Annotated in this window: 27 protein-coding genes and 1 riboswitch; of the genes, 16 read left to right on the top strand and 11 right to left on the bottom strand. The window is 76.0% G+C overall.

The window, feature by feature from the left end; all coding sequences use genetic code 11:
• Positions 1-614 precede the first annotated feature (614 nt).
• The gene (locus ACH4PY_RS11005; RefSeq protein ID WP_398178871.1) at positions 615-1,850 is read left to right on the top strand and encodes a M14 family zinc carboxypeptidase; all 1,236 of its coding nucleotides are present in this window, start codon (positions 615-617) and stop codon (positions 1,848-1,850) included.
• Between the two features lie 163 nt (positions 1,851-2,013).
• Complete coding sequence (locus ACH4PY_RS11010; protein WP_398178874.1) at positions 2,014-2,259, top strand: DUF1049 domain-containing protein; 246 nt, start codon at positions 2,014-2,016, stop codon at positions 2,257-2,259.
• A 32-nt stretch (positions 2,260-2,291) separates the two neighbouring features.
• On the opposite strand, the gene ACH4PY_RS11015 is transcribed toward ACH4PY_RS11010, so the two are convergent.
• Positions 2,292-2,810 (bottom strand): GNAT family N-acetyltransferase, encoded by a 519-nt coding sequence (locus ACH4PY_RS11015; RefSeq protein WP_398178877.1) that lies wholly within the window; start codon positions 2,808-2,810, stop codon positions 2,292-2,294.
• 85 nt (positions 2,811-2,895) lie between these two features.
• Here ACH4PY_RS11015 and ACH4PY_RS11020 point away from each other — a divergent pair, with 85 nt between their 5' ends.
• From ACH4PY_RS11020 to ACH4PY_RS11050, 7 genes are all read left to right on the top strand, one after another.
• Positions 2,896-3,726: an exodeoxyribonuclease III gene (locus ACH4PY_RS11020; RefSeq protein WP_398178880.1), complete on the top strand. Its 831-nt coding sequence runs from the start codon at positions 2,896-2,898 to the stop codon at positions 3,724-3,726.
• Between the two features lie 275 nt (positions 3,727-4,001).
• Positions 4,002-4,268, top strand: a complete 267-nt coding sequence (locus tag ACH4PY_RS11025; RefSeq protein WP_398178883.1) for a hypothetical protein — start codon at positions 4,002-4,004, stop codon at positions 4,266-4,268.
• A gap of 43 nt (positions 4,269-4,311) precedes the next feature.
• Positions 4,312-4,740, top strand: a complete 429-nt coding sequence (tsaA, locus tag ACH4PY_RS11030; RefSeq protein WP_398178886.1) for a tRNA (N6-threonylcarbamoyladenosine(37)-N6)-methyltransferase TrmO — start codon at positions 4,312-4,314, stop codon at positions 4,738-4,740.
• An 87-nt stretch (positions 4,741-4,827) separates the two neighbouring features.
• On the top strand, positions 4,828-5,574 hold the full coding sequence (locus tag ACH4PY_RS11035) for a Mut7-C RNAse domain-containing protein (protein WP_398178889.1): 747 nt from the start codon (positions 4,828-4,830) through the stop codon (positions 5,572-5,574).
• 55 nt (positions 5,575-5,629) lie between these two features.
• Positions 5,630-6,325 carry an alpha/beta fold hydrolase gene (locus ACH4PY_RS11040; protein ID WP_398178892.1) on the top strand — a complete coding sequence of 232 codons (696 nt, stop codon included), beginning with the start codon at positions 5,630-5,632 and terminating at the stop codon, positions 6,323-6,325.
• A gap of 111 nt (positions 6,326-6,436) precedes the next feature.
• Positions 6,437-7,366 carry a L,D-transpeptidase family protein gene (locus tag ACH4PY_RS11045; protein WP_398178895.1) on the top strand — a complete coding sequence of 310 codons (930 nt, stop codon included), beginning with the start codon at positions 6,437-6,439 and terminating at the stop codon, positions 7,364-7,366.
• A 245-nt stretch (positions 7,367-7,611) separates the two neighbouring features.
• Positions 7,612-8,004 (top strand): nuclear transport factor 2 family protein, encoded by a 393-nt coding sequence (locus ACH4PY_RS11050; RefSeq protein WP_398178898.1) that lies wholly within the window; start codon positions 7,612-7,614, stop codon positions 8,002-8,004.
• Between the two features lie 30 nt (positions 8,005-8,034).
• Here the strand turns inward: ACH4PY_RS11050 and ACH4PY_RS11055 are convergent, their stop codons facing one another.
• From ACH4PY_RS11055 to ACH4PY_RS11065, 3 genes are all read right to left on the bottom strand, one after another.
• The gene (locus ACH4PY_RS11055; protein WP_398178901.1) at positions 8,035-9,129 is read right to left on the bottom strand and encodes a phosphatidylinositol-specific phospholipase C domain-containing protein; all 1,095 of its coding nucleotides are present in this window, start codon (positions 9,127-9,129) and stop codon (positions 8,035-8,037) included.
• A gap of 161 nt (positions 9,130-9,290) precedes the next feature.
• Positions 9,291-9,614 carry an AzlD domain-containing protein gene (locus ACH4PY_RS11060; RefSeq protein ID WP_398178904.1) on the bottom strand — a complete coding sequence of 108 codons (324 nt, stop codon included), beginning with the start codon at positions 9,612-9,614 and terminating at the stop codon, positions 9,291-9,293.
• Positions 9,611-10,336, bottom strand: a complete 726-nt coding sequence (locus ACH4PY_RS11065) for an AzlC family ABC transporter permease (RefSeq protein WP_398178907.1) — start codon at positions 10,334-10,336, stop codon at positions 9,611-9,613. Before ACH4PY_RS11065 ends, ACH4PY_RS11060 begins: the two co-directional genes overlap by 4 nt.
• A 79-nt stretch (positions 10,337-10,415) precedes the next feature.
• On the opposite strand from ACH4PY_RS11065, the gene ACH4PY_RS11070 reads away from it, so the two are divergent.
• Positions 10,416-10,988 (top strand): helix-turn-helix domain-containing protein, encoded by a 573-nt coding sequence (locus ACH4PY_RS11070; RefSeq protein ID WP_398178909.1) that lies wholly within the window; start codon positions 10,416-10,418, stop codon positions 10,986-10,988.
• A 29-nt stretch (positions 10,989-11,017) separates the two neighbouring features.
• Positions 11,018-11,848 (top strand): crotonase/enoyl-CoA hydratase family protein, encoded by an 831-nt coding sequence (locus ACH4PY_RS11075; RefSeq protein ID WP_398178911.1) that lies wholly within the window; start codon positions 11,018-11,020, stop codon positions 11,846-11,848.
• A 40-nt stretch (positions 11,849-11,888) separates the two neighbouring features.
• Here the strand turns inward: ACH4PY_RS11075 and ACH4PY_RS11080 are convergent, their stop codons facing one another.
• The 3 genes from ACH4PY_RS11080 to ACH4PY_RS11090 form a co-directional block, all read right to left on the bottom strand.
• The gene (locus ACH4PY_RS11080; RefSeq protein ID WP_398178913.1) at positions 11,889-13,046 is read right to left on the bottom strand and encodes a phosphoribosylaminoimidazolecarboxamide formyltransferase; all 1,158 of its coding nucleotides are present in this window, start codon (positions 13,044-13,046) and stop codon (positions 11,889-11,891) included.
• A gap of 98 nt (positions 13,047-13,144) precedes the next feature.
• A riboswitch (ZMP/ZTP riboswitch) is annotated at positions 13,145-13,230 on the bottom strand.
• 63 nt (positions 13,231-13,293) lie between these two features.
• The gene (locus ACH4PY_RS11085; RefSeq protein ID WP_398178915.1) at positions 13,294-14,145 is read right to left on the bottom strand and encodes an alpha/beta fold hydrolase; all 852 of its coding nucleotides are present in this window, start codon (positions 14,143-14,145) and stop codon (positions 13,294-13,296) included.
• 98 nt (positions 14,146-14,243) lie between these two features.
• The gene (locus ACH4PY_RS11090; protein ID WP_398178917.1) at positions 14,244-14,984 is read right to left on the bottom strand and encodes a DUF1772 domain-containing protein; all 741 of its coding nucleotides are present in this window, start codon (positions 14,982-14,984) and stop codon (positions 14,244-14,246) included.
• 87 nt (positions 14,985-15,071) lie between these two features.
• Here ACH4PY_RS11090 and ACH4PY_RS11095 point away from each other — a divergent pair, with 87 nt between their 5' ends.
• On the top strand, positions 15,072-16,046 hold the full coding sequence (locus ACH4PY_RS11095; protein ID WP_398178920.1) for an AraC family transcriptional regulator: 975 nt from the start codon (positions 15,072-15,074) through the stop codon (positions 16,044-16,046).
• A gap of 101 nt (positions 16,047-16,147) precedes the next feature.
• Positions 16,148-17,377 (top strand): allantoicase, encoded by a 1,230-nt coding sequence (alc, locus tag ACH4PY_RS11100; protein ID WP_398178924.1) that lies wholly within the window; start codon positions 16,148-16,150, stop codon positions 17,375-17,377.
• A 71-nt stretch (positions 17,378-17,448) separates the two neighbouring features.
• Here the strand turns inward: alc and ACH4PY_RS11105 are convergent, their stop codons facing one another.
• From ACH4PY_RS11105 to ACH4PY_RS11115, 3 genes are all read right to left on the bottom strand, one after another.
• Entirely contained in the window at positions 17,449-17,886 is a 438-nt protein-coding gene (locus ACH4PY_RS11105; protein WP_398178927.1) for an ankyrin repeat domain-containing protein, read from the bottom strand.
• A 255-nt stretch (positions 17,887-18,141) separates the two neighbouring features.
• Positions 18,142-18,801 carry a hypothetical protein gene (locus ACH4PY_RS11110; RefSeq protein WP_398178930.1) on the bottom strand — a complete coding sequence of 220 codons (660 nt, stop codon included), beginning with the start codon at positions 18,799-18,801 and terminating at the stop codon, positions 18,142-18,144.
• A 31-nt stretch (positions 18,802-18,832) separates the two neighbouring features.
• Positions 18,833-19,672 (bottom strand): maleylpyruvate isomerase N-terminal domain-containing protein, encoded by an 840-nt coding sequence (locus tag ACH4PY_RS11115; RefSeq protein WP_398178933.1) that lies wholly within the window; start codon positions 19,670-19,672, stop codon positions 18,833-18,835.
• A 246-nt stretch (positions 19,673-19,918) separates the two neighbouring features.
• Between ACH4PY_RS11115 and ACH4PY_RS11120 the strand changes: the two genes are divergently transcribed.
• The 3 genes from ACH4PY_RS11120 to ACH4PY_RS11130 all read left to right on the top strand — a co-directional run bounded on the left by ACH4PY_RS11120 (position 19,919) and on the right by ACH4PY_RS11130 (position 23,780).
• Positions 19,919-21,976, top strand: a complete 2,058-nt coding sequence (locus tag ACH4PY_RS11120; protein WP_398178936.1) for a DUF5107 domain-containing protein — start codon at positions 19,919-19,921, stop codon at positions 21,974-21,976.
• 133 nt (positions 21,977-22,109) lie between these two features.
• A complete protein-coding gene (locus ACH4PY_RS11125) occupies positions 22,110-23,177 on the top strand; it encodes an RNA ligase (ATP) (RefSeq protein ID WP_398178939.1) in 1,068 nt (355 codons plus the stop codon).
• A 186-nt stretch (positions 23,178-23,363) separates the two neighbouring features.
• Positions 23,364-23,780, top strand: a complete 417-nt coding sequence (locus ACH4PY_RS11130) for an SseB family protein (protein WP_398178942.1) — start codon at positions 23,364-23,366, stop codon at positions 23,778-23,780.
• Between the two features lie 56 nt (positions 23,781-23,836).
• Here ACH4PY_RS11130 and ACH4PY_RS11135 read toward each other — a convergent pair whose 3' ends face one another.
• Entirely contained in the window at positions 23,837-25,333 is a 1,497-nt protein-coding gene (locus ACH4PY_RS11135; RefSeq protein ID WP_398178945.1) for a bifunctional phosphatase PAP2/diacylglycerol kinase family protein, read from the bottom strand.
• Between the last annotated feature and the right edge of the window lie 32 nt (positions 25,334-25,365).

The following is a 25,365-nucleotide window of genomic DNA, read 5'->3' on the forward strand; positions in this document are numbered from 1 at the left end:
CGCGGTCAGGGGCGCGGGGAACTGCGCGAGCAGCCCCCACGGGCCTGAGGTGAGGTACGCACCTGTGCGGGTACGGCGGCGCGGTCAGGGGCGCGGGGAACTGCGCGAGCAGCCCCCACGGGCCTGAGGTGAGGTACGCACCTGTGCGGGCGCGGCGGCGCGGTCCGGGGCGCGGGGAACTGCGCGAGCAACCCCCACCGGCCCGACCGCGTATCGCCCACCGCAAGGGGCAGCACCCCACCCCTACCTGCCCGCCCGGCAAGGGCATCGCACATCGCCCAGATGCTGTAACCGCACCCGCGCGGCCGGGCCCGGCCACCCCCCGCCCGGCCCAGGCCCGCGCGCACGCGCAACGTCGTATCCGCCCCGGCCCGGCGGCAAGCCCACCGCACCCACCGCGCGGCGCGCGGGGCCCCTGTGGCAGCGGGGACTGCGGGGGCGGCACCCCACCCCACCCCGCCCCACCCCCCGCGGGAAGCGGCGTAGCACCGTTGACACCTCCGCACCGCCGTGTCGTACTAACGGGATCGCACTCGATGTCGTGAGCCGGTTCCGGGACACGCGCCTTCGCGCCCCGGGCCCATGGGGGGATTGCGGTGACGGGGATGACGGGGATGCGCTATCCGACCACCGGGGAGATCACTGCGGGTGCGCGCACGATCGCGCTGAGCTATCCGGAGGTGTGCCGGCTGGGCAGGGTGGGCACCTCGCGCGCGGGCCGCCCGCTGCTGATGCTCTCCGTCGGCCACGGCGACCGCAACGTCCTGGTGGTGGCGGGCCCGCACGCCAACGAGGCGGCAGTGGGCGGCGCGACCGCCCTCCGGCTCGCCCGCACGATCGCCCAGCGGCGCGCCGACGGCGACGACGACGGCAGCAGCTGGCACTTCCTGCTGTGCATCGACCCGGACGGCGCCGCCCTCAACGAACCCTGGCTCTCCGGCCCGTACACGCTGCGCGGCCACTACGAGCACTTCTTCCGGCCCTGCACGGCCGAGCAGCCGGAGTGGCTGCCGGCGAGCGGTGCGGGCGCGGCTCCCGCGCTGCCGGAGACCCGCGCGCTCGTCGACGTCCTGGACGCGCTGCGCCCGGTGCTCCAGTGCTCGTTGCACGGGATCGACGTCGGCGGCAGCTTCGTGCAGCTCACCAGCGATGTGCCGGGGGTGCCGGAGCGGATCGGCAAGTCCGCGGCGGAGCTGGACATCCCGCTGGAGAGCGGTTCGTCGGACGCCTTCCAGTGGCCGAGCCCGGGTCCGGGCGTCTACGTGATGCCGCCGTGCGGGGATCCCGCGATCGGCGACGGCGCGCACTCCACGTGGGTGCACGCGCAGCGCTACCGCGGGGTGACGGCGATCGTCGAGGTGCCGATGTGGGCGTGCGACCGCAGCGCGGACACCACCCCGCACCCCGACGCGGACCGGGCCCTGCGCAGGGCGGGGGCCGCGCTGCGCCGCGACCTGCCGGCCGTGGCGCGGGTGCTGGACGCCGTGCTCCCGCGGCTGGGCCCCGAGGACGCGGACTGCCCGCTGCTGCGCACCGTCCGCGAGCTGGTCGGGCTCGGGCCCGCGCTCACCGCGGACTGGGACCCGGCGGTGCGGGTGCCGGGCGCGGCCCCGCTGCCGGACATGACGACCGCGCGGGTGACCAGCATCGAGGTCTTCGCCCAGCGCATCCCGCTGCGGGCCGCGGCGATGCTCCGCCGGGTCGCGGACGTCCCGCAGGTCGCCCGGCTGGTGGACACCTGGTGCGAGGCGTACGAGCGGGCGTACCGCCCGCGGTGGGTGCCGGTGGCCGACCAGGTCGAGCAGCAGGCGCGCAGCGTGCTCGCCGTCTACGAGGAACTGTCCGCCTGACGGCCGCGGCACCACCGCCCGTGCCCCGCCGGCCCGGTCCGCCCCTCACCCGTTCGGAGCACTGCGTGGCCGTAGCGGCGGCGCGGGCCGGGCCCGCCCGGGACGATGGGCCGCAGGGAGTGCGGGCGAACCGCAGCGGACCCGGCTGAGGGCAGGTGGGCGTATGGCACCCGACAAGTCCGACCAGGCGTCCCGCGGCGGCCTGCGCGACCGGCTGACGCCCGGCAGGATCGTCGTGCTGGTGCTCGGCGTCCTCGCGCTGGTCTTCATCTTCGAGAACACCCGGGACGTGCGGATCCGGCTGCTGATCCCCGAGGTCACCATGCCGCTGTGGCTGGCGCTGCTCATCCCGTACGTCATCGGCTGGCTGTGCGGCCGTTTCCTGCGTGGCTCGCGGCGCCGCCGCTGACCGCCGGGCCCGCGCCCGCCCGCGTCAGGCCGTCAGGCCGTCCGCGCCGCGCGGGCGGCCTGCGGGACGCCGAGGGCCTTGCCCATGCAGATGCTCAGCTCCTCGTGGCGGTAGTAGCCGAACTTCTTCACCGGCACGTACCCGCACGACGTGTACAGGGATATCGCCTCGGGCTGGAGCGAGCCCGTCTCCAGCACCATCCGCGTCCGCCCGGCCGCCGCGGCGCTCGCCTCCAGCTCGGCGAGGATCGCCCGGGCCAGCCCCCGCCCGCGCGCCTCCTTCACCACGAACATCCGCTTGATCTCCGCGTCGCCGTCCTCGTGCCCCTCCGGCGAGGCGTCCTGCGCGCGCCAGCCGCCGCTGGCCACCGGCTCGCCGCCGGTGTCGTACGCCACCAGGTAGAGCCCGTGCGGGGGGTCGAAGTGGTCGGCCGCCATCGGCGTCAGATCCCCCTCGCCGTAGCGCTCGGCGTACTCCTGCTGCACCAGCTCGTTGAGCCGGACGGCGGCCGGCTCGTCGTATCGCGTCTTCCTGATCTCCACGTCCGCCATCGTAGAGGGTGGGTCCGACAATTCGTCGCACAGGTGTACGACCTGCGCTTTCCGGCGGGTGACGGCTGCGGGTATCGTCCCTGCGGTGACCATCGTGACCACCGTGAACGTCAACGGGCTGCGGGCCGCCGCGCGCAAGGGCTTCCTGCCCTGGCTGGAGCGGACGGCGGCCGATGTCGTGTGCCTCCAGGAAGTCCGCGCGGAGCCGGACCAGCTCCCCGTGGAGCTGCGCGACCCCGAGGGCTGGCACGCCTACCACGCGCCCGCCGCGACCAAGGGCCGGGCGGGCGTCTCGGTCTTCTCACGGGTGGCCCCGACCGCCGTACGCGTCGGCTTCGGCTCGGCCGAGTACGACGCCTCCGGCCGCTACCTGGAGGTCGACCTGCCGGGCGACGGCACGGTCGGCGGCTCCGGCCCCGGCCTCACCGTCGGCAGCCTCTACCTGCCCACCGGGGAGGCGGAGACCGAGCGGCAGGACGCGAAATACCGCTTCATGGCCGAATTCCGCGGCTACCTCGACTCGCTGCGCGACCGCGCCGCCGCGTCCGGCGGGCACGCGCTGGTCGTCGGCGACTGGAACATCGCCCCGGCCGAGGCCGACCTGCGCAACTGGCGCGGCAACCGGAAGAACTCCGGCTTCCTCCCCGAGGAACGCGCCTGGGTCGCCGAGCTGCTCGGCGCCGAGGGCGGCTGGACGGACGTCGTCCGGCAACTGCACCCCGATGTGGAGGGCCCGTACAGCTGGTGGTCCTACCGCGGCCAGGCCTTCGACCGGGACACCGGCTGGCGTATCGACTACCACCTCGCCACTCCGAAGCTCGCCGCGGCGGCCGCCACCGCCGTCGTGGAGCGCGCGGCGACGTACGCCGAACGCTGGTCCGACCACGCCCCGGTCACGGTCACGTACACCGTCTGACGCCCGACACCTGACGCCCGACACCTGACGCCCGACACCTGACGCCCGACACCTGACGCCCGACACCTGACGCCCGACATCTGGCGCCCGACATCTGGCGCCTGGCGCCCGGCACCGTCCGGGTGCGCCCTGGCCTGGTGCGCCCGTCACGCCGACCGCCGCCGTACCGGCCCTGTGCCCGGCGCGCGTGCGCTCCGGCGGCCGCGGTCCGCGCCGCACCGGGCCCGGAGCCCGCGCGGCAGCGGGACGGCGGTCGCGAGCGGCGGACGCGGGCGGTGACCGACGGACGGACCTTCGCCAGGACGGTCGGCCTCGGCCTGGGCGCCGCGGCCGTACCGGCGGGCACCGCGAACGCCGCCGCCCCGGGCGGACCCGGTCCCGCGTCCGTCCTCCCGGACCCGGCGGCCGGTCCGGGCGCCCCGCCGGGGTCAGGCACAACGCCCCCGCAGGAGGCCCCCGGGGCCCCCGGGGCCCCCGATGCCTTCGCCCGAGCCGTGGCCGACGCCGACCGGCTGCGGGCCGCCCGGCGCGGCCCGCGCTGACGTCACGTCACACGGCGGGGCGCGACGGCATACGCTCGGCGGCATGAACGACGCACCGTACGCCGTCGAACCGGTCGGCCGGGTCGAGTCCCCGCTGACCGCGCGGGAGGACGCGCCGCGGCAGGGCGACGAGGGCGCGCCCGACGCGTGGCTGGTGCTGCGGCCGGACGTGGCGGACGGGCTGCGCGGCCTGCGGCCCGGCACCGAGGTCCTCGTGCTGACCTGGCTGCACCTCGCCGACCGCGACCGGCTCGTGGTGCACCCGCGCGGCGATCTGTCCCGGCCCCCGCAGGGCGTCTTCACCACCCGCTCCCCGGACCGCCCCAATCCCGTCGGACTGCACCGTGTCCGCGTCACGGAGATCGAGCCGGGCCCGGACGGGCCGCGGCTGCGGGTGACCGGTCTCGAAGCGCTGGACGGCACCCCGGTCGTCGACATCAAACCGCTGCTCGGCGATATCGCCGACCGCTGACGGCGGCGCCCGCGCACCGCGGCACCGCGCTCGCGTGGGCCCGGAAATTCCCGGGGCCGTCCGGCGCGCCGGTGGCATCCTGGCGCCGTGAACCGACCACAAGTGACCGTCAGAATCCCCGCGGGCCTGCGCCTCTTCCTGCCGTCCGACCGCCGCGCCGCGGCCCTGCCGCTGACCACGGACGGCACGTCCTCGCTCGGGCACGTCGTCGAGTCGCTCGGCATCCCGCTGACCGAGGTGGGTGGGCTGTCCGTCGACGGGCACGACGTGCCCGCGCGCCATGTGCCGGCCGCGGGCGAGGTGATCGACGTGCGCGCGGTCGCCCGCCCGCAGCAGGTGCCCGGTGCGCCGCTGCGGTTCCTGCTCGACGTCCACCTGGGCACACTGGCGCGCCGGCTGCGGCTGCTGGGCGTGGACGCGGCCTACGAGAGCGAGGACATCGGCGACCCGGCCCTCGCCGCGCTGTCGGCGCGCGACCGCCGGGTGATGCTCTCCCGGGACCGCGGCCTGCTGCGCCGCAGCGAGCTGTGGGCGGGCGGTTACGTCTACAGCGACCGGCCCGAGGAGCAGTTGCAGGACGTGCTGGAGCGTTTCGAGCCGGCCCTGGCCCCCTGGACGCGCTGCGTCGCCTGCAACGGCGAGCTGCGGGACGCCGACAAGGACTCCGTGCGCGACCGCCTCGCCGACGGCACCCGCAAGACCTACGACGTCTTCGCCGAATGCCCCTCCTGCGGCCGGGTCTACTGGCGCGGCGCCCACCACGCCGAACTCGCGGCCGTCGTCGACCGCGCGCTGCGCGAGCACGCGGAGCGCCGCGGACGCCGCGCGGGATGACCGGCCGGGCCGTCTGACGTCAGGTCAGGTGTCCCGATGGCGGTACGGTGGCGGCATGGCGACATATGTGCTCGTTCCCGGCGCGGACGGCAAGGCCTGGTACTGGCACCTGGTGGCGCGGCAACTGCGCGACCGGGGCCACACCGTGGTCGCCGCCGACCTGCCCGACGACGAGGCGGCCGACCTCGACGCCTTCGCGGACGCCATCGCCGCGGCCGTGCGGGACGCGGCGCCGGAGCCCGCGGCGCCGGTCGTGCTGGTCGCCCAGTCCCTCGGCGGATTCTCGGCGCCGCTGGTGGTGGACCGGCGGATTCCGGTCGACCGCATCGTCCTGGTCAACGCGATGGTGCCCCGGCCGGGTGAGACCGCGGGGGCGTGGTGGGGCAACACCGGGCAGCCCGCGGCCAGGGCCGCGTACGCGAGGGCGTCCGGGCGCGACCCGGACGCCGAGTTCGACCCGCGGACCGACTTCTTCCACGACGTCCCGCCGGAGGTGACCGAGGAGGCGCTCGCGGCGCCGCCGTCCGGACCGCCGCCCGCGCTCTTCGTCCAGCCCTGGCCGCGTTCCGGCTGGCCGGACGTGCCGACGCGGTTCCTGCAGGGCCGCGACGACCGGTTCTTCCCCCTGGAGTTCCAGCGCGAGGTGGTGCGCGACCGGCTCGGGATCGAGGTCGAGACCCTGCCGGGCGGGCACCTGCTCGCCCTCAGCCGTCCGCGTGAACTGACGGCACAGTTGCTCGACGAGGCGTGACGCTGCCGCTCTTCACCCGCCCCGGGTGCGAATGTGGACGTGCTGGGTAAAACGGGCGTCCGTGGGGGCTGGGTGACGGGTGGGAGCCGGGTGTTTGCGAGGATCGTACCGATGACTGCCACTCCCTCCGACGCGTACGCCGACCGACGGCAAGGCCCCGGGCCCGCAGCTCAGGCCCCCGGCGAACCGGACGGCGCGGGCGGAAACCGCGGGGACCAAGGCCGCAACAGGCACCGCAGGCCGCGCCGCCGCGCATGGCGCGCGGGGGCCGCGGCCGCCGTCGGCGTGGCCGTGCTCGCCGCTGTCGGCGCGGGCTACCTGGCCGCCACCCGGCACCCCGCCACCACGGCGAAGGACCGCGGCGCGGCCGCCCCGCACGCCGGGGTGCCCGCACGGGCGGAAGGGCCGCCGCCCGGTGCCGCGACCCCGGCGGTGTCGCCCCCGGGCTCACTGCCCGCCATCAGCGGACTCGGGCCCAGGACCCGCGCCGAGATCCCGGTCGCCAGCCGCCAGGTGCTCGTCGCCTCCGGTGCGGCCAAGGACTCCTCCGACACCGTCGTGACGCTGTGGACGAAGACCGCCAACGGCCGCTGGCTGCCCGGCGCCGCCTGGCCCGCGCACAACGCGCTGCACGGCTGGACCGCCACCCACCACTCCAACGACCTGCACAGCCCCATCGGCGTGTTCACCCTCAGCGACGCGGGAGGCTTCGAGCCCGACCCGGGCACGAAGCTGCCGTACCACCACGACAGCCGCTTCCGCGCGGGCGGTGTCGGGTTCGACGGGGAGGCCCTCGACGAGGCCTTCGACTACGTCATCGCGATCGACTACAACCGGGTGCCCGGCAACTCCCCGCTCGACGGCAGCCAGCCGCTCGGCGCGAGCCGCGGCGGCGGCATCTGGGTGCACGTCGACCACGGCGGGCCCACGCACGGCTGCGTCAGCATCTCCGCCGACCACATGGTCGACCTGCTGCACACCCTGCTCCCGGCGGATCATCCGGTCATCGTGATGGGCGACCACGGCTCGCTGTCGTCCTGAGGCGCCCGCCGCCCGCGGGCGGCGGATCCGCAGGTCACGGGCACAGCGGGCCGACGGGGCGTCAGCTTCCGGTCGCAGGAGCGGCGTTCGGTTACTCCTGGGGGAGTACGCCGTTCCGGTGACGACGCTGACCGGGGGAGTAGCGGGAAACCATGCCGTGGGCCGATGTCACACCCGCGCCGGGCGGGGAGTCTTGAGGGCAGGACGGATCGCCCGACGTCCCCGGGTGCAAGGGAGGCAACGGCATGGACGACGACCGGGAGCTGGCCGGCTTCGCGCGGCAGTGGGCCGAGGCGGAACGGCGCGGGGACACCGCCGCGCTGGACGCGCTGCTGACCGACGACTTCACGGCGGTCGGCCCGCAGGGCTTCGTGCTCGACAAGAAGCAGTGGATAGACCGCTACGCCTCGGGCGCCCTCATACACGACTCCTTCACCTGGGAGGACGTGACGGTGCGCAGGCACGGCCCGGCCGCGGTCGCGGTGGGGGTGCAGGGCCAGCAGAGCATCTACGACGGGCGTGACGCGGACGGCCATTTCCGCGTCACGCAGATGATCGTCACGGACGGCGCACGGTGGAGGCTGGCCGCTGTGCACCTCAGCCCGACCGGCTGCCGGAGCGGGCTGGAGGACGACTGACCCCTGGGCGGGGCGGTGCGTCGGCCGGGCTCAGCCGCGCGGCAGCACCGTCGACTGGACCTGGGTGAGGCCGCGCCAGTCGTTGGAGGCGACCGTGGCGTGGGCCTTGGCCAGCTGGGCGACCCTGGCCTGCGCGTCGGCGGGCGCCGGGTTCACGTCGTCCAGCGCGGGTGCCACGTTCTGCGCGTCGGTCATGAAGAGCAGGTAGTGATGGGTGTCGTACCAGGAGGTGTCGATGCTGCCGCTGAGATAGGTGGCCGCGTCGCCGTCGAAGGCCACGAACCACGGACGCAGGGAGGTGTCGGCGTAGCGGGTGCGGGGATCGCCGGACTGGGCGTTGTGGACCGAGGGGAAGACGTTGGCCTGCGCGGTCTTGCCCTGGGTGTGCAGGTCGCGCAGGTAGCCGGCGTACTCGCTGTCCGTCCACAGCGAGTCGGTCGGGTTGGACTCCTCGACCGTGCCGGGGATGACCTCCAGCACCACCTTGCCCGCGAGCTGGGCGCGGGTGGGCCAGTTGCCGGCGGTCGCGGCCTCGTCGAGGGTGGCGTACTGGCCGCCGCCCGGCTTGGCGAGCAGGTCGGCGGGCTTGAAGACCAGGCTGCCGAGGTGGGCGCTGATCGACTGGTCGAGCTTGGCGGGGCTCATCCCGAAGGTCGACTGGAAGCCGGCCTTCATCTCCAGCTTGACGTACAGCGGGCCGTGGCCGGGGTGGGCGCCCAGCCACACCCGGATGTCGTCGAGGCAGCTCTCCAGGTCCTTGTTGGCGCCGCCCGAGTAGAGCTGGGAGGCATTGCCGGCGTTGACGCAGTTGTTGCTGTTGCCCAGCGGGTTGGAGTGGCTGACCTTCCACTCCTGGGTGACGAAGTCGTCCCAGACGTCGAGCTCGATCATCGACGTGCCGGTGTCGAGCGCCTGGGCGAGATAAGTGAAGGAGGCGGGATCGTAGCTGTTGTGCAGGCCGGACGTGGTGGCGCCGGACAGCGGCAGTGCGTCGGTGTCGGCCGAGGCGGCCGGGCCGGTGGCGGTGAAGGCGAGGCAGGCCGCGAGGGCGCCGAGCAGGGCGGCGCGTCCCGTCCGCGCGGCGGCGCGGCGGAGCGGAAGGCGGCGGGTGAGCGGACCGGTCACGTGTCCTCCTGTGGGGGATGGCTCTCCGTCAGGACGGTGACGGAGAGGCGTGAAGCGACGGAGACATGACACGTAACACGACCTGCATTCCTGCTGTCGCCTCCGAGTTCGGCCAACTCCTGGTGCCGGAGGCGGAGGCGGTGCGGTGAGCTGAGGCCCGGTCAGGGCACGGAGAGGAGGCGCAGCAAGGCGGTGGCCGCCGCGGCGGCGAGGACGACGACGAGGAAGGGGGCTCTGCGCCAGGCGCACAGCGCCCCGACGGCGACACCCGCGGGCCGGGCCGGACCCGCCAGGGCGTGCCCGTCGGTGAGCGCCGAGGTGGCGACGAGGGCGGCGAGCAGTACGACCACGGCGGTCGCCAGCAGACGTTCGAGCGCGGGCGGCAGGGTGACGCGGGAGCGCAGCGCCGGACCGGCGAAGCGGAAGGCGAAGGTGCCCGCGCCGAGCACGGCGGTGGCCGCGAGCAACTGGGCGCCGCCGCTCACCGGGCGTCCTCCGGGGCGGCGGGGCGTCGGTGCCCCTCGGCGGCGACACCCACGAGGGCGAGGAGCACGGGCAGCCCCGCGGGCAGGAAGGGTGCCGTCGCGAGCGCGACCAGCGCGCCGGCGAGCGCGGCGCGGCGGGTCCCGGCCGTGCGCAGCGAGGGGAGCAGCAGGGCGACCAGTACGGCGGGGAAGGCCGCGTCCAGGCCGAGGGCGTCGGTGTCGTGCAGGGCGTGGCCGCCGTAGACGCCCAGCAGCACACCGGCGTTCCAGCTCGCGAACAGGCCGGTGCCGCACAGCCAGTAGGCCGTGCGCCGGTGCGGCGGCTCGCGCTGGGCCAGTGTGAAGGCCACGGTCTCGTCGACCATCAGATGGCTCCCGGCGATGCGGCGCGGCCAGCCCGAGCCGAGGGCGTCGCCCACGGCGAAGCCGAAGGGGAGGTGGCGGGCGTTGACCAGGAGCCCGGCGGCCACCGCGGCGACCGGGTTGCCGCCCGCCGCCACCAGACCGACGAAGAGGAATTGCGCCGCGCCTGCGAAGACGACCACGGACAGCAGCACCGGGAGCCAGGGCGGCAGCCCGAGGCCGACGGAGAGGGCGCCGAAGGACACGCCGACCACGGCGTCGGCGGCGCAGACCAGGGCGATGTCCCGGGCCAGGCCCGGGGCGTGAGGAAGGAGGGGGCGGGGAAAGGGCAGCCGTCTTGTTCGCTGTATCGAACGCATCGCCGTCTATACTGAACATCTGACGAAGCGTTCGTCAAGGAGAACGCATCGACCGATAGAGCGAACGAAGGGAGCGGACGTGCCGCAGGACGGGGCCCCGCGCGGAGGGCCGCCGCTGGACGTGATCGGGGCCGGGCTGCAGCGGGAACGGCGGCGGGCCGGGCTGTCGCTCGCCGAGGTCGCCCGGCGGGCGGGCATCGCCAAGTCCACGCTGTCCCAGCTGGAGTCGGGCACGGGCAACCCCAGCGTGGAGACGCTGTGGGCGCTCAGTGTCACCCTCGACGTGCCCTTCGCCCAGCTCGTGGATCCGCCACGGCCCCAGGTGCAGGTCATCAGGGCCGGTGAGGGGCCGGCCTTCGCCGCCGAGCGGGCCGAGTACGTCGCCGTGCTGCTCGCCTCCTCACCGCCCGGCATCCGGCGCGACATCTACCTGGTGACCGCCCAGCCCGGCAGCGCGCGGGAGTCCGACCCGCACATGCCGGGGGTCGTGGAGCACGTGGTGCTCAGCACCGGGCGGGCGCTCGTCGGGGTCGCGGAGGAGCCGGTGGAGATCGGGCCGGGCGACTACATCGCCTACCCGGGGGACCTCGCCCATGTCTTCCGGGCCCTGGAGCCGGGCACCTCGGCGGTGCTCGTCCAGGAGCACCGCTGACCCGACGAACGCAGACGGAAGGAGCCGCCGTGCCCGGACAGGCCGAGGGGCAGGACCAGGAGCAGGAGCAGGAGCAGCCCGCCGTCCGCACCGAGCGGAACGGGCCGGTGACCACGGTCGTGCTGTCGCGCCGTGCGGTGCGCAACGCGGTCGACGGCCCCACCGCACGCGCGCTGGCCGACGCCTTCCGGGCGTTCGACGCCGACGAGGAGGCCTGCGTCGCCGTGCTCTGGGGCGAGGGCGGCACGTTCTGCTCCGGCGCCGACCTGACGGCGATCGGCACCGAACGCGGCAACCGCGTCACCGACCCGTCCGGTGCGCGGGGCCCCGACGCCGACGGGCCGATGGGCCCGACCCGGATGCGGCTCGGCAAGCCGGTGATCGCGGCCGTCGCGGGCCACGCGGTCGCGGGCGGGCTGGAGCTGGCGCTGTGGTGCGACCTGCGGGTCGTCGAGGAGTCGGCCGTCCTCGGCGTCTTCTGCCGCCGCTGGGGCGTCCCGCTGATCGACGGCGGCACGGTACGGCTGCCCCGGATCGTCGGCGCGGGCCGGGCCATGGACCTGGTGCTCACCGGCCGCCCGGTGGAATCGGCGGAGGCGCTGGCCATCGGCCTGGCCGACCGCGTCGTGCCCGACGGCACCGCGCGCGCGGCGGCCGAGCGGCTGGCCGCCGAGATCGCCGCCTTCCCGCAGGTGTGCCTGCGCCAGGACCGGCTGGCCCTGCTGGAGCAGGAGGGCCTGCCGCAGGACGAGGCGCTGGCCGTCGAGCTGGCGCACGGGTGGGTCTCACTGGCGCAGGCGGCGCGGGGTGTGGCCCGCTTCACCGCGGGGGAGGGGCGGCACGGCGCCTTCGGCGGATGACGCGGGTGGCGCCCCTCCCGGCCGCTCCCCGGGGCGGGCGTCAGTGCCGGAAGAGCCGCAGGCGGGTGTGGACGAGGGTGATGCCGTGCTCCCGGCAGGCGTCGGCGACGTCGCCCGAGCGGATCGAGCCGCCGGGCTCGGCGATCCAGCGCACCCCGTGCCGGGCGGCGTGGTCGACGTTGTCCCGGAAGGGCAGCGCGCCGTCCGAGGCGAAGGCGACCGACGTCAGGCCCGCCGCCCAGGCCCGCCGCTCACCCGCGCCCAGGTCGTCCGCCGGCACGGCCAGCGCCCGGCCGAAACGGGTGCGCTCGTCCGCGGTCATGTCGCCCTCGGCGAAGCGCACCTGCCAGTTGACGCGCTCCTGGCGGCGTACCGAGGGCAGGAAATGCAGCGCGGGCACCGCCGGGTGGCGGCGCAGCCACCACAGGTCCGCCTTCGCGCCCGCCAGCCGCGTGCAGTCCACCCGGGACTGCTGCCCCGCCCCGATGCCCAGCGTGACCCCGTCCCGCACGTAGCAGACCGAGTTGGACTGGGTGTGGCGCACCACGGCCAGCCCCAGCAGCAGGTCCGCAGCGGCGGACGTGGACAGCGGCCCGCCGCACACCACGTCGTCCAGCAGCCCGGCGTGCAGCGGCACGTCGTCCCGTGCCTGCGTCAGCCGCAGCCCGTGCAGCTCGCGCTCCTCCTGCGGCGGCGCGACGAAATCCGGGTCCGCCTCGATCACCAGGAAGCGGCCCTTCTTCTTGCGGCGCAGCGCGGCCACCGTGCCCGGTTCGAAGCCCGGCGCGATGATGCCGTCGCTCACCACATGGCCCAGCAGATCGGCCAGTTCGGCGTCGACCGGATGCGACACCGCGGCGAGGTCGCCGTAGGAGGACTTCGGATCGGCGTCCCGCGCCCGGACGTAGGCGCTGGTCAGCGCGCCCGCGCCCGGGTCGGTGCGGTAGAGCGCGGCGGCGCCTGCCTCCAGCGGTCCGGCGAGTGCCGCCCCGGCCGGCGAGACATGCTTGAAGGAGGCCGCGGCCGGCTGGCCCAGCGCGCCCGCGGCCTCCCTGACCAGCTGCCAGCCGCTCAGCGCGTCCAGCAGGTTGATGTACGACGGCTCGCCGTTCAGCACTCTCAGCGGCCATGCCCCCGCCCGCACGGGCACGGCGCTCGCCGCCGTCTGCTGGGGGTTCGTCCCGTAGCGCAACCGCATGTCCAGGCCTCCTCGCTCGGAGCCCGGCGGGGTGCCCCGCGGCCGGACCCGAAGCGTACGGGCTCACGGTGCGCGGGAGACGGCCGGGCTGCGTCGGCGGAAGGCGCCCAGGCGGTCGACGCTCACGCGAACGGACGGCCGCTCCCCGGTGGTTGGCCCACCCTCGCCAGTCGCGGCCACGGCCGACTCTAGCGGAGCCCCGCGCCGCCCGGCAGGGGAGCGGACCTGTCAGACGCGGCCGCCCCGCTCAGCGGTCCCCGAGCCCTGCCGCGAAGGCCAGCACCAGTGCGGCGACGCGCTCCGGGGCCTCCAGGATCGAGGTGTGCCCGACGCCCGGCAGCGGATCGACGCGGATGCCGGGCACCGCGCGGTAGTCGCCGTACGCCGCGGGCACCCAGCGGCCGTCCAGCTCCCCGTAGACGGCCTGGGCGGGTGTGCCGAGCGCCGCCAGCCGCTCCGGCACCGGCTGCTCGGCCAGGTAGCCGTAGGAGGCGCGCATGGTCGTCAGGAAGGAGCGGAAGCTCATCTGGCGCAGTTCCTCGGCCAGTATCCGCGGCGCGTCGCTGCCTTCGGGGAAGCTGCCGCCGGAGAAGGCGCGGATCTGCTCGTCGGTCGGCGGCCACCGCACCTCCGCGCTGACGGCGCCCGCGTCCTGCGCGGTGAGGGCGTCGATCCGCGGGCCGGTGTTGACGAGAGCCAGCCCGCGCACCAGCTGCGGGTGCCGTTCGGCGAGGGCGACCGCGGTGTAGCCGCCGCTGGAGTGGCCCACGACGACGGCCGGTGCGGCCTCCAGCAGCTCCAGCACCCGCGCCGCCCGGTCCGCCTGCTCCGGGATGCCGTACCCGCCGTCCGCCGGCTGCGCGGACCGCCCGTGGCCCAGCAGGTCGATCCGGACGACGCGGTGGGTGGCGGCCAGCGGCGGCACCATCGCCTGCCACGACAGGGAGGACGCCCCCGACCCGTGGACCAGCAGCAGGGCGGGGGCGTCGCGGGGGCCGTCCTGGCAGACGTGGATGTCGCCGCCGTCCAGCGGCAGCAGCGCCTGCGCGGCGGTGACGGGGTCTTCCGTGCGAGGTGATGGCGCATCAGGAATCGTCATGCCGACCATTGTCGGGGCCGTGTCGGGCCCCCGCGGGCATCGCCCCCCAACGGGGTCGTGGCGCCGCCCTGTTCGTCCCGGGCCCGGCCCGCCGGGGGTCACGCCCGGCCCGCACCGGCCGCCACCCGCATCGCCCAGGCCAGGCAGCCCAGCGCGGCGGTGCTGACCAGGGTGCGCGCGATGTTCCAGTGGATCCAGGCGGATTCGAAGCGCGCCCGGACCGCCGCCATGTCGTGGATGTGTCCGGGCGCGCCCGCGTCCGCGAGCTTGTTGTTGAGCGGCACGCTGCACCCCATGGTGATCAGCAGCGACAGCGCGTAGAGCACCACACCGGCGACGATCCACGGCAGCGCCGGGCGCCCCGGGCCGCCGCGGTGCAGCACCGCCGCGACGATGCCGAGCACCAGCGCGCCGCCGAAGGCGAGGGTGAACCAGCCGTTGAGGATGGCGACGTTGATGCGCTGCATCGCCTCCACCAGGGTCCGGTCGCCGGACCTGCCGAGGCCGGGCATCACGGCCACGGAGAAGGCGAAGTAGAGGCCGGCCATCAGCCCGGTGGTGAGGGTCGCGGCGAGCAGCACGAGGCCGCTGAGGGTGCCGTTCACGGCTGCTCCTCGGGTGGTCGGGCGGAGGTCGGGCCGCGGTACGGGCCGGGGCGCGGGTGCGGGCGCGGCCCCCCACGGCCCGGCGGCGGGTGCGCCGCCCTGCGGGCCGGGGCCGGTGCCGGTGCTCGGACCGGGGCCGGGGGACTGCGGCGGCCCGAAGAGGGCGGGTGCGGCGGGCGTCCGCGGTGCGTACGGGGCGGGCCGGGTCGGGGGCATCTGCGGCGTCTGCGTCATGACCTCAGTCAATCCGCGCGCCTCACGGCGCGGCCATCGCCGAAAAGCTCATCCGCATACGCGTGCGTCCACGCCTAGGCTGTGCGCATGGATGCCCTGGCCAGCCTGCTGGACGGTCCCCGCGCGCACGGCGCCTTCCTGCTGCGCTCGGTCCTCTCCCCGCCCTGGTCGCTGCGGATCGCCGACCGGGCGCCGCTGACGCTCGTGCACGTGGTGCGGGGCGACGCGTGGATACGCGCCGACGACGTTCCCACGCGCCCGCTGCGTCCCGGGGACATCGCCGTCGTCCGCGGCCCCGAGCCGTACACGATCGCGGACGGCCCCGGCACCGAGCCGCGAATCGTCATCCACCCCGGGCAGGTGTCCACCACCGTCGACGGGGTCGAGCTGTGCGAGCGGATGGACCTCGGGGTGCGCACCTGGGGCGACGTCCCCGCCGACCCCGCACGGCCCGGCGAACTGCCGCCCGGCTGCGGCGTCCTGGTCACCGGCACCTACGAGATGGGCGGCGAGATCGGCGGACGGCTGCTGTCCGCGCTGCCGCGCGTGCTCGTGCTGCCCGCCGGGGCGTGGTCCAGCCCGCTGCCCGCCCTGCTCAACGACGAGGTCGTACGCGACGAGCCGGGCCAGGAGGTGGTGCTCGACCGGCTGCTGGACCTGCTGCTCATCGCGGTGCTGCGGGCCTGGTTCGCGCGTCCCGAGGCCGCCGCCCCCGCCTGGTACGCCGCGCAGGCCGACCCCGTCGTGGGGCCCGCGCTGCGGCTGCTGCACGACGACCCCGCGCACCCCTGGACGGTCGCGGACCTCGCCGCGCGCACCGGCGTCTCCCGGGCCGCGCTCGGCCGCCGCTTCACCGAACTGGTCGGCGAGCCGCCCATGGCCTACCTCACCGGCTGGCGGCTCGCCCTGGCCGCCGACCTGCTGCGCGCGCCGGACGCCACGATCGCCGCGGTGGCCCGCCGGGTCGGCTACGGCAGCCCCTTCGCGCTCAGCGCGGCCTTCAAGCGGGTACGCGGCATCAGCCCGCAGCAGCACCGGGAACGTACCGCCGTGGCCTCGTGACCCCGGCCGTACCCGGCGCACACACGTACACCGAGCCCGTACGAGCACACCGCACAGGAGCACGGACCGGCGAGCGGACACCACGGAAGGGGCGGAACAGCATGACGCAGACGGACACGGGAACGGGTGCGGGGGCGGGCAGCGGCCCCGCAGGCACCTTCACCGCGCTGACCGGCTTCACCGGCGGCGCCCTCCCCTACGCGGGCGGCCACCCCTACGCCGACTACCGCGCGGCCACCGGCGCCCACAGCGGACTCGCGGGACTCGTGGACCTCGCCGACCGCAGGCTCGGCGGCGGGGTCATGGCCGCGGGCGACGAGTTCTTCGCCGAACGCGAGAACCTGCTGCTGCGCGCCCCCGCCGCCTTCGAGCCGGAGCGCTTCGGGCACAAGGGCAAGGTCATGGACGGCTGGGAGACCCGCCGGCGGCGCGGCCCCTCCGCCCGCCTCCCGCACCCGCAGCCCGGCGACCACGACTGGGCGCTGGTCCGGCTCGGGGTGCCCGGCGTCGTCCGGGCCGTCGTCGTCGACACCGCGCACTTCCGCGGCAACCACCCGCAGGCGGTGTCGGTGGACGCCGTCGCCGCGGATCCGGCGGCCGCGCCGGAGGACCTGCTCGACCCGGCGGTGCGCTGGACGGAGCTGATCGGACACGCGCCCGTGGGCGGCCACGCCGAGAACGTCTTCGCCGTCCACCACGAGCGCCGCTTCACGCACATCCGGCTGCGCCAGCACCCGGACGGGGGCGTCGCCCGGCTGCGGGTGCTCGGCGATGTGGTGGCCGACCCGGCGTGGCTCGCGGCGCTCGGGACGTTCGACCTGGTCGCGCTGGAGAACGGCGGCACGGTGCTGGACGCCTCCGACCGCTTCTACTCGCCGCCCGAGAACACCCTGCTGCCCGGCCGCCCGCAGCGGATGGACGACGCCTGGGAGACCCGGCGGCGCCGCGACACCGGGCACGACTGGATCGGCTACCGGCTGGCGGGGCAGGGCGAGATCCGCGCCGTCGAGATCGACACCGGCTGTCTGAAGGGCAACGCCGCGGGCTGGGCGGAACTGTGGGTGAAGGACGCCCCGGACGGCGACGAAGCCCCGGACGCGGGGAGCGCGGAGAACGGCGGGAGCAGCCGCGACGGCTCCTGGACGCCGCTCCTGGACCGGGTGCGGCTGCAACCCGACACCGTCCACCGCTTCCTGACGCCGCCGACGTCCGCCACCCACGCCCGGCTCGACATCTTCCCGGACGGCGGCGTCGCCCGGCTGCGCCTGCACGGCTCGCTCACCGAGGAGGGCGCCCGGCGGCTCGCGGCCCGCCGCACCGCGCTGTCCTGACGGCACCGGGGCGCGCGGAACGGCGGCGCGCGGAACAGGAGCGTACGGAACGCACGGGCCGGGCGCCCCGCTCAGCGGGCGCCGAACAGCTCCAGCAGCGCGTCCTTGCCGAACATCCGCGCGGTGTCCACGGCCGAGGGCGCGCCCGCGTCCGGGTCGGCGCCCGCCTCGACGAGCGCGGTGACGACGTCGTCCTCGCCCTTGAAGACCGCGCCCGCCAGCGGGGTCTGGCCGCGGTCGTTGGCCCGGTCGGGCTCCGCCCCGCGCTCCAGCAGCGCCCGGACGGCGGGTGCGTGGCCGTGGTAGGCGGCGAGCATGAGCAGCGTGTCGCCGCGGTCGTTGGTGAGGTTCACCGGGACCCCGGCGTCGACGTAGGCGGCGAGCCGGTCGGTGTCGCCCTGCCGGGCCAGGTCGAAGACCTGGGAGGCGAGCTGGAGGACCTCCGGGTCGTGCGCGGGCTCCTGGTCGGCCACGGGCGCGGGGCCCCGGCCGGGCGTCGGCTCGGTCATGCCGCCAGCCTAGGGCCTGTCGTGTGGATTTCCGTGGAGGAAGGAGCGGGGTCCGGTGCTCCCCCAGAGCTTCGCCTGGGAGGTACCCCCAGCTGCAAGGCGGAGGAGGTAGGCAACGCGGTGGGGGTCCCCCGTGGCGAAGCCTCTGGGGGAGTTGTCGACCGACAGACAACGCTGGGGGCACCTCCCGCCGAAGGCAGGGGGAAGATGTGCGTGCCGGGGCACGCGACGCCGCGGAGATCCACACGACAGGCCCTAAGCCGGGCACGGGCCCGCGAAGAAGGAGATCACCACGCGCTGCGGCGCGCCGTCACCCGCTCGGATGTCCAGCGGCACGCACGCCCGCCCGTCGCCCGCGACGAAGAAGGCCCCCAGGTAGGAGGTCGCCGCGCCGGGGCAGCCCTGGAAGGTCACCGCGGGGGTCGGCGCGAGGCCCTGGTCGCCGCCGAACTCCAGCCCCGCGCGGGCCCGTTGCTCGGCGCCGATCACGACGGTGACCGGGCTGCCGCTGCCGAGGACGACGCCGATCATGTAGTGCCAGCCGTCCGCGTCGTGGACGCCGTACGCCTCCTGGTCGCCGTCGGCGAGCCCGCGCAGCCCGTGCAGCGTCAGCGTCCCGACCGTGACGTCCTTCGCGGTGGGCGCGGCCGGTGGCGCGGCGGGCGCCCAGGGGCGGTCCGCGGTTCCGGCGGTGCCCTGGACGGTGCCGGTGGTGTGGCCGTCGCCGCAGGTCACGGGCCGCGGGTGGGCGATGCTGCCGACCGGCGGGCCGGGTGCGGCCGCCGGGAGCGACGGGTCGTGCGTGCCGCCGTGGCCGCCCGCCGAGCAGGCCGCCACGAGCAGCAGGCAGACCGCCGGTAACGAGGAGAGGATCGCCCGGCCCTTCGGGGCCGTGTGCCGGTGCCGTCCTGACATGGACATCACCCCCAGTCAGGACGGTACGTGCTCAGCCCAGCGGGGACCAGACCGCCAGTTGCCGCACCAGGGCCGCCTCCCCGGTCACCCGCAGCGTCGGCGTGCCGTCCCACGGCAGCCGGCGGTGCAGGGCGAGCAGCAGATCGCTCGCCGGCGCCGACACCGTAGCGTCCGCCTCCGGACGGCCCGCGCCCGCGCGGCCACGGACCGCCGAGGCACCCGTCGCGTCCAGGATCAGCGTCCAGGCGCGGCCCTCGTCGGCGACCAGCGCGACCCGGGCGGGGGAGTCCGGCCAGCCGTCCATCGCGCCGAAGGTGACGGACAGCAGCTCGTCCAGCGCGTCCAGCGCCACCCCCGGCGGCACCGGCTCGGCCGCCCCCGCCGCCGCCTGCGCGTCCCGCGCGTGCACGGCCGCCTCCCGCACCTGCTGCCGCGCCACCGCCCCCGCCGTGCCACCCGCCCCGGACTCCGCCCACCACGTCCAGCACGGCGCCCCGGACCCCGCCGCCCGCAGCGCCCCGACCAGCGCCGCCGTACCGGCCGCCGACCACTCCAGCAGATCGCCCGCGGGCGTGCGGTGCGGCACCTCCGCCTCGGCGGGCGGCCGCCGCGCGGGACCCGCCGCGACGACCGCGGCCCAGAACCGCTGCGCCGCCCCCACGTGCGCCACCAGATCCTCGGCCGTCCAGTCCGGGCACCCCGGGATCCCCGCGTCCCGCGCCGCCCCGCGCACCGCCGCCCGCAGCGCCGCGGACCGCTCCTCGATCAGCTCCAGCCGCCCGTCGAAACCCTCCGGCGGACGCGGCGGCCCGGCGGGTGCGGTGCGGGGAGAGTCGGCGGACGGCGGCGGTGACGGCGGTGACGTCTGCATAACCTCCGTTGTAGCAGCGAACGACGACACCCCGGCCCCCGCCGGACACCCCCGACGGCACCGGCCCGGCCCCGCAACGGCGGGCGGCTTGCGGGGCTTTGGCCAAATCCGGCCACAGGGGGCCTGTTCACAGCGCCGCCAAGGCTGTTCCATGGTGATCGTCAGACCCGCGGGACGCACCCGCCCCGCGGTGGCCCACCGCACCCGCGCGGTGCGGCCCACCAGCGAGAACCGGATGAGGTGGCCTTGGCTACGACCGTGACCGGCACGACGGTGCGCCTACCGGCCGCCCCGCTCGGCCCGGAGAATCCGCTGCCCGCGCTGCACCCCGACGGCGAACTGCACCGGATCGACCCGGCCGACCTCGCGGGGCTGCCCGCCGACATGGCCCGGCAGATCGGCTACGCGCCGCTGCGCACGGTACTGCCGGTGCGCGTCCTCGACGGATACGGCCGCGACCGCGCGCCCGCCGACCTCGACGCGCTCGTCGTCGAGAACTCACGGCTGCGCGCCACCGTGCTGCCCGGCCTCGGCGGCCGCCTCCACTCGCTCGTCCACAAGCCCACCGGCCGCGAACTCCTCTACCGCAACCCGGTCTTCCAGCCCGCCGACTTCGCGCTCGCCGGGGCCTGGTTCTCCGGCGGGGTCGAGTGGAACCTCGGCGCCACCGGCCACGCCGCGCACACCTGCGCCCCGCTGCACGCCGCCAAGGTGCCCGCCCCGGACGGCGGCGAGATGCTGCGGCTGTGGGAGTGGGAGCGGCTGCGCGACCTGGCCTTCCAGATCGACTTCTGGCTGCCCGAGGACTCCGACTTCCTCTACGTCGGCATCCGGGTCCGCAACCCGCACGACCGCACCGTGCCCGCCTACTGGTGGTCCAACACCGCCGTCCCCGACACCGACCGCACCCGCGTCCTGGCCCCCGCGCAGGCCGCCTGGCACTTCGGACACCAGCGCCGGCTGCGGCAGGTCGGCCTGCCCGCGCCCGCGCCCGGCGGCCCCGACGTCAGCTACCCCGGCGGCTCCGAGCACGCCGCCGACTACTTCCTCGACATCCGCGGCGACGACCGCCGCTGGATCGCCGCGCTCGACGGGGACGGGCAGGGTCTCGTCCAGACCTCCACCGACCTGCTGCGCGGCCGCAAGATCTTCTGGTGGGGACGCGGCAGCGGCGGCCGCCGCTGGCAGGAATGGCTGACCGAACCCGGCACCGGCGGCTACCTGGAGATCCAGGCGGGCCTGGCCCGTACCCAGTTCGAGCACCTCCCGATGCCCGCCGACACCGACCTGTCCTGGCTTGAGGCGTACGGCCCGCTGGCCGCCGACCCCGAGCGGGTGCACGGCGAGGACTGGGCCGCCGCGCGAGACGAGGCCGCCGCCCGGCTGGAGGCCGCGCTGCCGCGCGCCGCCGTCGACACCGCCTACGCCGACTGGCTCGGGCAGGCCGACGCCGAACCCAAGGAGATCCTGCACACCGGATCCGGCTGGGGCGCCCTGGAGGCCGAACGCGGCCATCTGCGGCTGCCCGGCACGCCCTTCGACGCCACGACGCTGGGCGAACAGCAGAAGCCCTGGCTCGAACTGCTGCTGGCCGGCGTCTTCCCGCGCCCGCCGGCCGGGGCCGCGCCCGGCCCGTGCCTGGTCGCGCCCCAGTGGCGCGAGCTGCTGGAATCCGCCGACACCTACCCCGGCAACGAGTGGTTCCGCGACTACTACCTCGGCATCGCCCAGTGGGCCGCGGGCGACCAGGCGCAGGCCGTCCGCAGCTGGGAGCGCTCGCTCGCCGCCCACCCCTCGCCGTGGGCGGCCCGCGCCCTCGCCGTCGCCGACGTCACCGAGGGCCGCACCGCGCAGGCCGCCGACCGCTACACCGCCGCCTGGGACGAACTCGCCGCCACCGCCGGGCAGTACGGGCCGCAGGTGCGTGACGTGCAGCGCGCGCTGCTGGCCGAGGCCGTGCCCGTGCTGCTGGCCGCGGACCGCCCCGCCGAGGCCGCACGGCTGCTCGCCGCCCCCGCCCTCGACGGGGGCGCCCCGCTCGACGACGGCCGGATCCGGCTGCTGCGCGCCCGTACCGCGCTCGCCCACGGCGACGCGCCCGCCGCCCGCGCCCTGCTGGACGCCGGGATCGTCCTCGCCGACCTGCGGGAGGGTGCCGAGGAACTGAGCGACCTGTGGACCGCGGTGGCCGAACGGCTGGTCGCCGGGGAGGGCGAGATCACCGACGCGGTACGCGCCGAGGCCCGCGCCGCGCACCCGCTGCCCGCGCACTACGACTTCCTGATGCGCCCCGAGGAGAACTGAGGGCCCGTCACCGGCCGCCCCTCCCGCGGCGAAAACCGTTGGCCCGTGCGTCACCCGCGCGGCCACAGTGGTCTGCGCGCCCCCGGCCCGTCCGGGGGCGACCACCACCACACCACCGGGGGAGGGGACAGCCATGTCCACACTGCGGGTGACCGCCGAGCGGCTCACCATCACCGAGCACCCGAACGCCGACGCCCTGGAGCTGGCGCAGGTCGGCCTGTACCGCGCCGTCGTCGCCAAGGGCGCCTACCGCACCGGGGACTTCGCCGTCTACATCCCCGAGCAGGCCGTCCTGCCCGACCCGCTGATCGGCGAACTCGGCCTGACCGGACGGCTCGCGGGCAGCGCCGCCAACCGCGTCAAGGCCGTACGGCTGCGCGGCGAGCTGTCCCAGGGCATCGTCTGCCGCCCGGCCGCGCTCGGCGGCACCGACCTGGAGCGCGCCGCCGCCGACGACCAGGACTTCGCGGAGCGGCTCGGCATCACCAAATGGGTGCCCCCGGTGCCCGTGTCGATGAGCGGCGACGTCGAGTCCGCGCCCGACCTGCTGCCCTGGATCGACATCGAGAACCTCAAACGCCACCCCGGCATCTTCGCCCCCGGCGACCTCGTCACCGTCACCGAGAAGCTGCACGGCACCGCCTGCTGCCTGACCTACCGCGCGGACGACGGCACCCTCCACGTCACGTCCAAGGGCCTCGGCTCGCAGCACCTCGCCCTCAAGGAGGCACCCGGCAACCTGTACTGGCGCGCCGTCCGCGGCTACGGCCTGCCCGAACTCGCCGCGGAGCTGGCCCGCACCCTCGGCGCGGCCAGGATCGGCATCTACGGCGAGGTCTACGGCGGCGGCGTCCAGGACCTCGGCTACGGCGTCGACGCGCGCCGCGAACTGCCCGGCTACGCGACCTTCGACGTGTGCGCCGACACCGGCGGCGCGCTGCGCTGGCTCGACCCGGCCGAGCTGCCGGTCGGCGACCTGCCGCTCGTCCCGCGCCTCTACCGCGGCCCCTTCGACCTCGACCGGGTGCTGGAGCTGGCGCAGGGCCGCGAGACGGTCACCGGCCGCGAGGTGCACATCCGCGAGGGCGTCGTCGTCCGCACCGCCGAGGACAAGTACAGCCCCGTCCTCGGCGGCCGGGCCGTCGCCAAGGTCGTCGGCGACGCCTACCTCACCCGCAAGGGCGGCACCGAGTACGAGTGAGCCCCGCGCGGGCCCGGCCCTCCCCGGCCGGGCCCGCGCCATTTCCGGCCCGGCTTCGCATGGACCGGCCGGGGACGGGTACGCGGCGGGGGTCAGCGAGACAACCGCACGCGTAAGCCCGACCACGCGGCAGCGGGTCCGGCCGCCGGCCGCGCACCCGCCCCGCGGCGAGAGGACACCTCAGCGATGACCGACGACATGAGCCCCGACGGCGCCCTGCCCCCCGCCCAGCGCGCCCTGCACGAGATCGCGACCGGCAGCGAGAACGTCGTCGCGCTCAGCACCCTCGCCGTGAGCGACGTGCTCCTGCCGGTGCCCGGCACCGACGAGCAGCCCAGCGGCGCCGAACTCCCGCGGGAGATCCAGCTGCCCGTCTACGAACAGGACGACGGGCGGCAGCTCGTCCCCGTCTTCACCTCCGAGACCCGGATGGCCGAGGCCCTGCCCACCACCCGCCGCTACCGGCTCGTCCAGCTCGCCGCGCTGAGCGGCGCCTGGCCCTCCGACGAGCTGATCCTCTCCATCGACACCGGCAACGCCGACTCCCTCAGCATCTCCGGCCAGGGCGTCCGCGCCCTCGCCGGACTCGTCGGCGGCAACTGACGACGGCGCGGCGGCCGACGGCGGGTCCGGCCCCCGGGGGCCCGGACCCGCCGCGCTCAGCCCCGGCCCCGGTAGACCACGAGACCACCCGGCACCTTGTCGAGGAGCATCTCGCGCGGCGCCGCGGCCACCTCCCCGTCGCACGCCAGATGCACACCGTCGCCCGGCACCCGCACCCGCAGCCGCCGGACCAGCGCCGTCTCGTACACCGGGGTCCTGGCCAGCACGCCGGTCAGCGCCGCGCCCAGCAGCCGCGCCCTGGCGAACCGCCCGCCGGACACGATGCGCACGTCCAGCCGCCCATCGGTCAGATCACGGCGCCGCACCGGCGCCGGGCCCAGGCTCGAATACCGGCAGTTGCCCACGAAGAGCAGCCACACCGAACGCTTGCGGCCGTTGATCTCCACATCCACCGGACGGCACGTCCGCAGCACATGGACCGCCGCCAGCACACTCGCCGGCCACGCCCCCACCCGCCGCGACCAGCGCTCCCGCACCCGCACCAGATCCGGGTACGAGCCGATGCTGAGCGTGTTCAGGAAGGGCTCGGCCACCTCGGACGCGCCCGCGCCCAGTGCCGTCGTGGCCGCCACGTCCACCGCCCCGGCCTGCTGCTCCAGCACCGCCGAGGCCGTCTCCTCCACGCTGCGCAGACCCAGATCCCCGGCGAAGTGGTTGAACGTCCCGCCCGGGAAGACCGCCAGCGGCACCCCGTACCGCAGCGCGAACGCCGCCGCCAGCCGCACCGTGCCGTCGCCCCCGCACACCCCCAGCGCCCCGTCCCGCGCCGCCGCGGCCTCCGACGCCTTCTCCAGCAGCTCCGCCAGATCGTCGTCCTCGGTGCACTCGCCGACCCAGGCCTGCGGCAGCGCCGCCGCGATCCGCACCGCGGGCGCCGTCAGCAGCGGCGGAGGGCCCGAAGCGGTGTTCACCACCACATGGAGCCCACGCCCCTCCGGCAGGAACGGCACCCGCGCGGCCGGCCCCCGCTCCGGCACACCCGGCTTCGGCGGCACCAGGGCCCGCACCACCAGCGCCGCACCCACCCCCAGCGCACAGCCCGCCAGCACATCGCTCGGGTAGTGGACCCCGGTGTAGACGCGGGAGAAGGCCACGCTCCCGGCGATCGGCGCGAGCGCCGCGCCCCACCCCGCCGACTCCAGCGCCGCCCCCGCCGCGAAGGCCGCCGCCGACGCCGAGTGCCCCGAGGGGAAGGACGACGTCACCGGCTGGCTGCGCAACCGCCGTATCACCGGAACGGCGTCCAGCAGCGGCCGGGCCCGGCGGAAGGCGCCCTTGCCCGCGGTGTTCGCGACCAGCGACGCCAGGGCCAGCGACCCCGTCGCCCGCAGCGCCGCCCGCCGCCCGTCCCGCCCGCCCGCGACCGCCATGCCCGCGGCCAGCGCGCCCCACAGCATTCCGTGGTCCGCCGCCCGGCTCAGCCGCGGCAGTACCGACTCGGCACCGGGCCAGCGCTGCCGCGCCACCGCGGCGAACAGTGCCGCGTCCCGGGCCATCCAGCGGCGTCCGCCGCGTACAGGGTGTGCAACCATGCCGGGTCGGTTACCCTCCGGCGGCCCTCGCA

This window comes from Streptomyces sp. NPDC021224 (genome assembly GCF_044332905.1).
Taxonomy (GTDB): Bacteria; Actinomycetota; Actinomycetes; order Streptomycetales; family Streptomycetaceae; genus Actinacidiphila.